This is a genomic window from Inquilinus sp., from assembly GCF_057815775.1.
This window is the reverse complement of the sequence record NZ_JBYRFX010000129.1, coordinates 1-9,720: the sequence shown is the minus strand read 5'-3', so window position 1 is coordinate 9,720 and position 9,720 is coordinate 1. Positions and strand designations below refer to the sequence as shown.

General features: G+C 67.4%; 8 protein-coding genes. 4 read left to right on the top strand and 4 right to left on the bottom strand.

Annotated elements, in window-relative coordinates; all coding sequences use genetic code 11:
• From AC3XYG_RS04790 to AC3XYG_RS04775, 4 genes are all read left to right on the top strand, one after another.
• The coding region (locus AC3XYG_RS04790; RefSeq protein ID WP_489138672.1) for an ABC transporter ATP-binding protein at nt 1–1,589 on the top strand (1,589 nt) is incomplete at its 5' end.
• A gap of 41 nt (nt 1,590–1,630) precedes the next feature.
• Complete coding sequence (locus tag AC3XYG_RS04785) at nt 1,631–2,323, top strand: amidohydrolase family protein (protein WP_489138671.1); 693 nt, start codon at nt 1,631–1,633, stop codon at nt 2,321–2,323.
• Nucleotides 2,314–2,835: an amidohydrolase family protein gene (locus AC3XYG_RS04780; RefSeq protein WP_489138670.1), complete on the top strand. Its 522-nt coding sequence runs from the start codon at nt 2,314–2,316 to the stop codon at nt 2,833–2,835. Before AC3XYG_RS04785 ends, AC3XYG_RS04780 begins: the two co-directional genes overlap by 10 nt.
• Before the next feature lie 280 nt (nt 2,836–3,115).
• Nucleotides 3,116–3,517, top strand: a complete 402-nt coding sequence (locus AC3XYG_RS04775; protein ID WP_489138669.1) for a GlcG/HbpS family heme-binding protein — start codon at nt 3,116–3,118, stop codon at nt 3,515–3,517.
• Between the two features lie 55 nt (nt 3,518–3,572).
• Here the strand turns inward: AC3XYG_RS04775 and AC3XYG_RS04770 are convergent, their stop codons facing one another.
• The 4 genes from AC3XYG_RS04770 to AC3XYG_RS04755 form a co-directional block, all read right to left on the bottom strand.
• On the bottom strand, nt 3,573–5,642 hold the full coding sequence (locus AC3XYG_RS04770) for an ATP-dependent helicase (RefSeq protein ID WP_489138668.1): 2,070 nt from the start codon (nt 5,640–5,642) through the stop codon (nt 3,573–3,575).
• 362 nt (nt 5,643–6,004) lie between these two features.
• Nucleotides 6,005–6,781 carry an exodeoxyribonuclease III gene (gene xth / locus AC3XYG_RS04765; RefSeq protein WP_489138667.1) on the bottom strand — a complete coding sequence of 259 codons (777 nt, stop codon included), beginning with the start codon at nt 6,779–6,781 and terminating at the stop codon, nt 6,005–6,007.
• A gap of 589 nt (nt 6,782–7,370) precedes the next feature.
• Nucleotides 7,371–8,951: an aldehyde dehydrogenase (NADP(+)) gene (locus tag AC3XYG_RS04760; protein WP_489138666.1), complete on the bottom strand. Its 1,581-nt coding sequence runs from the start codon at nt 8,949–8,951 to the stop codon at nt 7,371–7,373.
• Nucleotides 8,952–9,440: 489 nt separating this feature from the next.
• Nucleotides 9,441–9,720: hypothetical protein (locus AC3XYG_RS04755; protein WP_489138665.1), on the bottom strand; the 280-nt coding region annotated here is incomplete at its 5' end.

Genomic DNA, 9,720 nt, shown 5'->3' with positions numbered 1-9,720 from the left:
ATCAGCTCTCCGGCGGCATGCAGCAGCGCGTTGCGATCGCCATGGCATTGTCGATCGACCCCAAGCTGCTCATCCTGGATGAGCCCACGACCGGCCTCGATGCCACGGTCGAGGCGGAAGTGCTCGACCTGATCGCCAGGCTGCGCGTCGAATTCGCCACCTCCGTCCTGTTCATCAGCCACAATCTCGCGGTCATCTCCCGGATGTGCGACCGGGTCGGCGTGCTCTATGCCGGCCGGCTGGTGGAGGAGGGGCCGACCCGCGAGGTGTTCGACCATCCACGCCACCCCTATACGGTGGCGCTGCTGCGCTGCCTGCCGCGCGGCGGCCAGCGCAAGGACCAGGGGCGGCTGGACACCATCCCCGGGTTCCTGCCCGGCCCCGGCGCCCGGATCAAGGGTTGTGCCTTCGCCGGCCGCTGTGCCCTGGCCGACGACCGCTGCCGCAGCGAGCCGCCGCCGTTGCACGATCTCGGCGGACGCTTCAGCCGCTGCCATTACCACGAGCAGGCGCCGTCGCTGCCGCGCGCGACCCCGGCGGAAGCGGCCCGGCCCGTTGCAGACCGGTCGGCCCGGCCGGTGCTGGAGATCGATCGGCTGAACAAGACCTTCGGCAGCGGCGGCCATGCGCTGCGGGCGGTGACCGATGTGTCGCTGTCCCTGCTGGCCGGCGAAACCCTCGGCCTGGTCGGCGAATCCGGCAGCGGCAAGACCACCTTCGCCCGGTTGCTGCTCGGCCTGATGCGACCGGATGACGGCGGGACGATCAAACTCGACGGAGCGGATGTCCCGCCCCGGCTCGAAACCCGGGGGGCCGGCCAGGTCAAGGCCATGCAGATCGTGTTCCAGAACCCGGATTCGGCGCTGAACCGATCGCATTCGATCCGGCATGTCATCGGCCGCGCCATCCGGCAGCTCGGGGGCTTGCGCGGCCGTCCGCTGCAGGCCCAGCTCGACACCCTGGTCCAGGCGGTGCGGCTGACCCCGCGGCACCTCCAGGCCCGGCCGCGCCAGCTCTCGGGTGGGCTGAAGCAGCGGGTCGCGATCGCCCGGGCCTTCGCCGGCGACCCCCGCATCGTCATCTGTGACGAGCCGACCTCGGCTCTCGACGTCTCGGTGCAGGCGGCGATCCTCACCCTGCTCACCGACCTGCAGGCCAGCCGCCAGGTCAGCTACAACTTCATCTCGCACGACCTCGGCGTCGTCCGGTATCTCTCGGACAAGATCGCCGTGCTGTATCTCGGGCGGATCATGGAGACGGGGCCGTCGGAGAGGGTGTTCGCAGGCCCGCACCACCCCTACACCGAGGCGCTGCTGTCGGCCGTGCCGACGCTCGACGGCGACACCGTTGCGCGCATCCGGCTCGACGGCGAGATCCCAAGCGCCAGCAACCCGCCTAGTGGCTGCGTCTTCCACACGCGCTGCCCGCGCAAGCTCGGCGAGATCTGCGAGCGGCAGGAACCGCCGCTGGCCGAGGCCGAGCCGGGCCACGCGATCCGCTGCCACATCCCGTTGCCGGACCTCGCCCGCCTGCAGGGCATTCCGGACCTGCCGCACGAGATCGGCGAGGAGCATCGGCCGGCCGGTTGAGGCTATCCTGGCAAGCCAACACCGATCGAAGGATGCTCTCCATGGCTGCAGCCACCCTGTTCACCAATGTCCGGCCGGCGGGCAAGGCCGCCACCGACATCCTGGTCCGCGACGGCCGCATCGTGGCGGGCGGCCAGGAAGCGTCGGACGGGCAGGAGGGGGTGCCGGGAGATGTCGCCGTGATCGACGGCGGCGGTGCCCTGATGCTGCCGGGGCTGGTCGAGGCGCACACCCATCTCGACAAGACCCTGTACGGCATGGGCTGGTACCGCAACGAGGTCGGGCCGCGGCTGATCGACAAGATCGACAACGAGCGGGCGATGAAGCGGGCGCTGGGCATCGACCCCGCCCGGCAATCGGCCCGGCAAGTCGCGCTGTCGGTCGGGCACGGCACCACCCATATCCGCAGCCATGTCGATGTCGACACTGACATCGGCCTCGCCGGCATCGAAGGCGTGATGGCGACGCGCGAGCGCTATCGCGACATCGTCGACATCGAGATCGTGGCCTTTCCGCAAAGCGGAATACTGGTGCGCCCCGGCACGGTCGAGCTGATGGCCGAGGCGTTGCGGCTGGGTGCCGATGTCGTCGGTGGCCTCGACCCGTCCGGCATCGACCGGGACCCCAAGGGCCATCTGGACACCATCTTCGGGCTGGCCGAGCGCGCTTCGGCAAACCGATCGACATCCATCTGCACGAACCCGGCGAACTCGGCGCCTTCGCCGTGGAGCTGACGATCGAGCGCACCAAGGCGCTCGGCCTGCAGGGTCGGGTGACGCTCAGCCACGCCTTCTGCCTTGGCATGCCGGATGCGGCCGCGGTGGACGGGCTGATCGAGGGGCTGCGCGAGGCTGGCATCCACATCATGACCACCGGGCCGGCCTCGGTCGCGGCGCCGCCGGTCAAGCGGCTGGTCGCGGCCGGCGTCACCGTCTGCGCCGGCAATGACGGCATCCGCGACACCTGGGGGCCCTACGGCACCGGCGACATGCTGGAGCGGGCGATGTTCGTCGGCATGCGCAACAACCTGCGCCGCGACGACGAGCTGCAACTGGCGCTCGACATCTGCACCCATGGCGGCGCGGCGGTGATGGCGCTGGACGGCTACGGGATCGAGGCCGGCTGCCGCGCTGACTTCGTGCTGGTCGAGGCCGAGACCGTCGCCGAAGCCGTGGCCGGCCACCCGCCGCGCAAGCTGGTGGTGAAGGGCGCCCGCCCGTCGCGGGCGCTGGTCGAGGTGCCCTGACGACGCTGTCGCCGGGTACGGATGCCGACCGTTCGCGGGGCCACGACGACCGGACGGCTCGTGTCCGCAACGCATGGGGATGGTGAGGGCGGCCGTCGGAGCCATCCGTCGAACATGGCCGGATGGCGAATTGCCCATTTGAAACGAGCCTGCATATGCTGCTGGCGTCGGCATCAGCACTCGGGCGCAGGCCCGTTACACGTCAGGTGATTGGGCTCCGATGATGCCGCCATTCAGATCTCAACTGTAGCGCAGCAGAATTTTCTCTAACTGGAGATTGATGATGCTCACTCTCGAAAAAGCCCAGCGGGTTATCGCCGCAGGTGAAGCAAAGGCAAGGGAGATTGGCCAGCCAATGAACATCGCAGTGGTGGATGGGGGCACCAATCTCAAATCATTTGTCCGCATGGATGGCGCTTGGCTAGGCAGCATCGATATAGCAATCAATAAGGCTTTTACGGCCAGGGCATTCGATATATCGACTCAAGAACTTGGGAAAAACAGCCAGCCCCATGACCAGTTTTTTGGGATTCACGTCTCCAACCACAATAAAATCATGATTTTTGCCGGCGGCATTCCTCTGCTTGTGGATGGCGCCATAGTTGGTGCTGTCGGCGTCAGCGGGGGCAGCGGGGAACAGGATCAGGCCGTGGCAGAAGCCGCTGCGGCGGTTTGCAGCTAACCACTGCGGCCGCTGCCGGCATCGACGCCAGGCGCATGTTGAACGCGACCTGTCCCTAATTCCACATGGCCCGCAGTTTCGCGCCGACATCGACGCGCGCGCGGCCGGCAGCGCCGGCGTTGGCGCCCAGCGGCGACCAGGTCATCTCCTCGAACAGCGGCAGGAGCAGCCGTGGGATGAATCGCGTCCGTGGCGCATAGACATGCTGGTCGCCGCGCCTGGCCTGCTGATGGGTGTAGAACCGATGCGGCACCATCAGGTGCAAGTCGTCCTTGGCGCGCGTCATGGCGACATGCAGCAGCCGCCGCTCCTCCTCGATCTCTTCCGTCGTGCCGGTGCCGAGGTCCGATGGGATGCAGCCGTCGACCACGCTGAGAATGTGGACCGAGCGCCACTCCTGACCCTTGGCGCTGTGGATGGTCGACAGGATCAGGTAGTCGTCGTCGAGCAGGGGAGGGCCCGCGTGGTCGCCCGTCGCCTCTGGTGGATCCAAGGTGAGATCGGTCAGGAAGTCGGACCGCGAGGCACTGCCGGAAGCGATCTGCGCCAGTTGCGCCAGGTCGCTGGCGCGGATCTCGGCATCCTCGTGCATTCGCTCCAGATGCGGGGCGTACCAACGCTGGATGGCATCGAGCTCTGCTGGCCAGGGAAGGTCGCGGCCACGCAGGGCCGCCATCAGGGTCGCCAGCTCCGGCCATGCCGCGGCCGCGGCGGCCGGCGGCTTTGCATCGGCCAGGGCGTGGAACGGCACCGCCGCCGCGGCCATCTGGTCCAGGACGCGCCCGGAATGGACCGGTCCGATGCCGGGCAGCAATTGAAGCACGCGGAACCCGGCAATGCGGTCGCGCGGGTTCTCCGCCCAGCGAAGGACCGACAGCATGTCCTTGACGTGTGCCGCGTCGAGGAACTTGAGGCCGCCGAACTTGCGGTAGGGGATGTTACGCTTGGTCAGTTCCACCTCAAGGTGGCTCGAATGGCTCGAAGTGCGGAAGAGCACGGCCTGCTGTTTCAACAGCACACCCGCCTCGCGGTCCTCAAGAACGCGATCGGCGACATACCGGGCCTGATCGACTTCGTCCCGGACGCTGACCAGCCGTGGCCGCTGCTCCGAGATCCGTTCGGACCGGAGCTGCTTGGCATATCGTTCGGCGGCCAGGTCGATCACCGCATTCGCCGCGGCGAGGATCGGCTGCGTCGAGCGATAGTTCCGCGCCAGGGTCATCACCGTCGCCGGCGGCGAGAACAGGCCCGGGAAATCCAGGATGTTGCGCACCGTCGCGGCGCGGAAGCTGTAGATCGCCTGGGCGTCGTCGCCGACGACGGTCAGGCCGCGGCCGTCGGGCTTCAGCGCCGTCAGGATGGTCGCCTGCAGGCGGTTGGTGTCCTGGTATTCGTCGACCAGGACATGGTCGAACCGCCCGCCGATCTCGGCCGCCAGGTCCGGGTCTTCCATCGCCTGCGCCCAGTAGAGCAGGAGATCGTCGTAATCCAGGAGCATCTGGCGCTGCTTGGCCTCGACATAGAGGCCGAACAGCCGGCGCAGTTCATCGCCCCAGTTCGCGCACCACGGGAAGGTATCCTTGAGAACATCGGCGAGCGGCAGCTGGGCATTGACGACGCGGGAATAGATGGCCAGGCAGGTCGTCTTGGTCGGGAACCGCTCCTTGGTGGCGGACAGGCCCAGCTCATGCCGGGCCAGATTCATCAGGTCGGCCGAGTCCTCGCGGTCGAGGATCGAGAACGAGACGTCGAGCCCGAGCCGATCGGCGTATTCCCGCAAGAGGCGAGCGCCGATCGCGTGGAAGGTGCCGGCCCAGTCCAGCACCGCGCCAGCGCCGCCATGGCCGAGGACTCGTGCCGCGATGCGCTCGCCGCGTCGCGTCATCTCGTCGGCCGCGCGGCGCGAGAAGGTCAGCAGCAGGATTCGGCGCGGATCCGCGCCGGTCTCGATCAGCCGGACGACGCGATGGGCGAGCGTGTTGGTCTTGCCTGACCCGGCGCCCGCGATCACCAGGAGGGGCCCGGCCTCAGGATCGCCGATGCCGAACTCAACCGCAGCCCGCTGCTCGGCATTGAGCAAGTCAAGATAGGAGGGGATGGTAGCGGTCGACTCGGAGGTGCTCATCCAATCAGTCAGCATCATTCCCGGTTTGTTCGCAATATTAGCCCGTCCATCCGCCGCCGCTCAGTGCCGCATCCCTGCGTCGCGGGCTGTCTGTCGCAACCGACTTCCATCTCTGACCGTCGGCCGGGCACACCTCCCGCTTCTTGGTGGCCAGTGTGCCCGGCCTCGGTACGGACAATTGCGAGGTGTAGCGTCGTTGGCATATGTCCGGTTCGGAGCGGCATGGACGCGCTACAGGGGCCGGAAGGGGACGTATCGGAAATGCTGGATTCCTGCTCCTGCACGAAAGTGCCGACACCCGAAGAGCGGCCGTTGCGTCTCATCCGATCCGGATCGTCAGGCCCATCGGATCACCAGGAGGATCAGTCGTCCGTCAGCTCGATCCAGGTCGGTGCGTGGTCGCTCGATTTTTCCCAACCACGAGCCTCACGATCCACCCCGGCCGCGCGGAGCTGACAGGCGAGGCCGGGGCTGAGCAGGAGATGGTCGATGCGCAGCCCTGCATCCCGGGCGAAGGCGTTCCGGAAGTATTTCCAGAAGGTATAGATCCGCTCGTCGGGGTGTCGCGACCGCAGCGCGTCGGTCCAGCCCTGGGCCACCAACTCCCGGAATGCCCCGCGCACCTCGGGCCGGAACAATGCATCGTCCCGCCACCGCTCCGGCTTGTAGACGTCGAGATCTGTCGGCATGACGTTGAAGTCGCCGGCCAGGACGACGGGAACCTCAAGGTCGAGAAGTTCCATGGCATAGCCCGTCAGGCGCTGGAACCAGCGCAGCTTGGCATCGAATTTCGGACCGGGAGCCGGATTGCCGTTCGGCAGGTAGAGGCAGCCAACGATGATGCCATCGACGGCTGCTTCGATGTAGCGGCTTTGGGTGTCGTCGGGATCGCCCGGCAATCCACGCCGCGTCTCCAACGGCTTTGCGCCGCGTGCCAGAATGGCGACGCCGTTCCAGGCCTTCTGGCCGTGCCAGATCGCGCCGTATCCGGCCTTGAGGAGTGCCGCCTCCGGGAACCGCTCCTGCGGTGCTTTCAGCTCCTGCAGGCAGACGACATCCGGCTGAGTCTCTGCGAGCCATCGCAGCAGCACCGGCAGCCGCCCGTTGATGCCATTGACGTTGAAGGTGGCGATCTTCATCCGCTCTACCCCATGGCACGGATCACGCAATCCTTCACCCATGCGCAAAAGGCCAATGGCTCCGTCGCTGCAGTCGTTCCGCCGTTACTGCTCAGCCGACCCGGTTCCGGGATTTCCGCCGAGCTACCGTCGGAAGGAACGCACCGTCTGGCGGCGGGCATCGCTCCGCGTATGAGCCGATCCCGCCGCCGTCCGACCAGGCCTGGCCGGCAGCGCTTCGACATCGGGGCATGCTGGATTTTCCGGAACTGCAAGGGATGTTGCGGCATTCCCTCTTAGCCTGCCCACGGCTTTCCCCGCCGAGCAAAACGATCGCGATCATCCGTGCCTGGAGATCGATCGATGGCTATTTCTCGGAGTTTGGGGAGAGGTTTCCGGACCTTCTCCCAGGCTTCAGGTCTCAACCGCGTGATACTTGCGTGATACCTGAGGATGCATCTGGCCAGTCACCCCTCACGGGGAAAACTGGATTTCCAGAGGTGCCGCTTGGCCCGGGAAGCGATGCGGCGGTGGTCGGAGTGAGAGGATTCGAACCTCCGGCTTCTACGTCCCGAACGCGGGGCTCTTCGAGCAAAAATAGGCGCATACGCTAGGTATTTAGTCCCGAGACGTGGTGGGGCAGGATGGCCAGACCCTCCTGCCGCAGCTCCGACGGCAGCAACTCCTGCGGAAGGTCCTGGTAGCAGACCGGTCGCAGGAAGCGCCGAATGGCCAGGGTGCCGACCGAGGTGGTTCGGCTGTCGGAGGTGGCGGGGAAGGGGCCGCCATGAACCATGGCTTGTCCGACTTCGACGCCGGTGGGCCAGCCATTCGCGAGGATGCGGCCTGCCTTCCGCTCCAAGATCGGGAGCAGCCGTCGGGCCAGTTCAATGTCCTCACGTTCCAAATGCAACGTCACCGTGAGTTGGCCTTCCAGCTGCTCGGCGACGCTCGCCATCTCCTCGGTCGTCCTGCAGCGTACGACCAAGGCCGCGGCACCGAACACCTCGTGCGCCAAGCGTTCATCCGCTGCGAAGCTCGGCACATCGGTGCTGAACAGTGCGCTCGGGCTGCGGTTGACGCCGCTGCCGAGAGCACCTCGGCCAGCGATGTGCACCGCAGGATTGGTCTCGAGCGCCTGTACGCCCGCGGCATAGGCCTTGTGGATGCCCTCGGTCAGCATCGGCGCAGGTTCCCGAGTCCCGAGTGCCGCGCTGGCCGCCGCGAGGAAACGTTCCAGGCCAGCGCCTTCGACCGCGAAGATCAAGCCCGGATTGGTGCAAAACTGGCCGGCGCCGAGAGTGAGCGAGTCAACGAAGCCGGTCGCGATTCCCTCGGCTCGGGCGTCGAGAGCGGCGGGCAGGATGAACACCGGATTGACGCTGCTCATTTCGGCATAGACCGGGATCGGCTCCGGCCGCTGCGCTGCGGCCGAGACCAGCGCCAGCCCGCCGCCGCGCGAGCCAGTGAAGCCGACCGCCTTGATGTACGGGTGCTTGACCAGGGCCGTGCCGGTCTCGACGGCACCGGGAAGCAGCGAGAACACGCCCTCCGGCATGCCGCATTCGCTCGCAGCCGCCTGGATGGCGCGGCCGACCAGCTCGCTGGTGCCGGGATGCGCCGGATGGCCCTTCACCACCACGGGGCAACCCGCCGCCAGGGCCGACGCCGTGTCGCCGCCCGCTACGGAGAAGGCCAGCGGAAAGTTGCTGGCCCCGAACACCGCGACCGGGCCGAGCGGGATCTGCCTCAGCCTCAGATCGGCGCGCGGCAGCGGCGTCCGTTCCGGCTGCGCCGGGTCGACGCGCAGGTCCAACCATTCCCCGCTCCGCACGACCTGCGCGAAGAGACGCAACTGCCCCACGGTCCGCGCCCGCTCGCCCTCGATGCGGGGGCTCGGCAGCCCGGTCTCAACCGTGGCCCGGTCAACCAGCGTGTCGCCGAGTTCGAGGATGTTGCGGGCGATCGCCTCCAAGAACCCGGCCCGCTCCCCCAGGCCGGTCTTGCGGTATGCATGGAAGGCGGACCAGGCGAGCTCGCAGGCTCGGGCGACCTCGGTCTCACCGGCGAAGGCGAAGGCCGGATCGAGGGCGTCTCCCGTGGCGGGGTTCACCGCCCGAAGGGGCCGTTCGGCCGGTCTGATCGAGGCTGAGCCGATCAGGATGTCGCCGGTGATCGTCTTCGATATCATGGTGTTGATCCGGTTTGGAACTGACGGGTCGCATCCGAAAAGTGCCAGTGCTTCCGCTTCGCGGCTGGCTCCCCAGTGTAGCGACCGGCAGCTGACTGCGCCCCGGCTGGGAGCGGCAAACGCGTTGAATGCGAGTGACACAACGTACATGGCGCCGCTGGAGCTCTGCACAAGCTGTTAGGTGAGCATGGCCGGGGCCCAAGGTAGCACCCTTGATGCGCCGGCCTCTGATGTCCGCGATCGGGCGCCGGGGAAAGGTCCGGAAATGGCTTCACCCGACCAGGCTACGCCGGCGGCATCGGGTCGCGTCCGGTCATGTCCGCTCTCCGTGCCAAGCGCGATGGCTGATTCCGAGCGCCGTGCTCCAGCCCGGCTGGCCGGAAGTGCGGGTCTCACGGGTCTCGTCAATGTCCGCTGCCGGGATGTGGCCTCTATGACCGCATATCGCGCGATATCGCCGCGTAGATCCTCCGCCACCCGCCCAGGCCTTCAGGGGATGAGGCGGCCGTCGCGCAGGGATTGGAACAGCGCGAAGAAGGCGTCGTCCGTGGCCTGGTATTCGGTGAAGCCGAGGCGCCGGCTCTTCGACATGTCGGTCACGACCTCGATCGGGCGGCCGAGATCGGCGTCCGTGTGCCAGGGCGATGCCAGGCGATCCAGCTGCGCTTCCCGCAGGCCGTGGCGGCGGGCGATGTCCGCCCACACCCCGGCATCGCCGGCCATCTGCGTCTCCAGCGGCAGGACAGTGCCATCGAACGGCACGGCGTCC

Excerpts from the sequence above, each read along its gene's own strand:
- AC3XYG_RS04785 (WP_489138671.1), top strand. The coding sequence starts at position 1,631 with ATGGCTGCAGCCACCCTGTTCACCAATGTCCGGCCGGCGGGCAAGGCC.
- AC3XYG_RS04775 (WP_489138669.1), top strand. The coding sequence starts at position 3,116 with ATGATGCTCACTCTCGAAAAAGCCCAGCGGGTTATCGCCGCAGGTGAA.
- AC3XYG_RS04770 (WP_489138668.1), bottom strand. The coding sequence starts at position 5,642 with ATGAGCACCTCCGAGTCGACCGCTACCATCCCCTCCTATCTTGACTTG.
- xth (WP_489138667.1), bottom strand. The coding sequence starts at position 6,781 with ATGAAGATCGCCACCTTCAACGTCAATGGCATCAACGGGCGGCTGCCG.
- AC3XYG_RS04760 (WP_489138666.1), bottom strand. The coding sequence starts at position 8,951 with ATGATATCGAAGACGATCACCGGCGACATCCTGATCGGCTCAGCCTCG.